General features: G+C 71.4%; 1 protein-coding gene. It reads right to left on the bottom strand.

Annotation, left to right across the window (positions count from 1 at the left end):
• Positions 1 to 238 (bottom strand): hypothetical protein (locus IF67_RS40110; protein WP_037840478.1); only part of this gene is annotated, 238 nt, incomplete at both ends.

Below are 238 nucleotides of genomic sequence, written 5' to 3'. Positions count from 1 at the left end.
CTCTTCCTGGGGGGTGGGGGTGCGGCGCCGTGCGGTGGTGGTGGCCGTGTCCTGCTCGTCGTCGTCGGTGTCCTGGGGGAGGAGTTCGAGTTGTCCGTCAGCTGTCCAGCGTGCGGGGGTGCCGGTGGGGTACATCAGCGAGCCTGAGCCGGCGGGGCTGAAGGGGTCGGTGACGCAGGTGTCGTGGCTGAGTTCGTGGCCGGTGAGGGTGGTGCCGGTCAGGTCGGGTCCGGCGAGG

The organism is Streptomyces sp. NRRL S-1813 (assembly GCF_000719605.1).
Taxonomy (GTDB): domain Bacteria; phylum Actinomycetota; class Actinomycetes; order Streptomycetales; family Streptomycetaceae; genus Streptomyces; species Streptomyces decoyicus.
The sequence above is the reverse complement of the archived record's forward strand: the minus strand, read 5'-3'. Positions and strand labels throughout refer to the sequence as shown.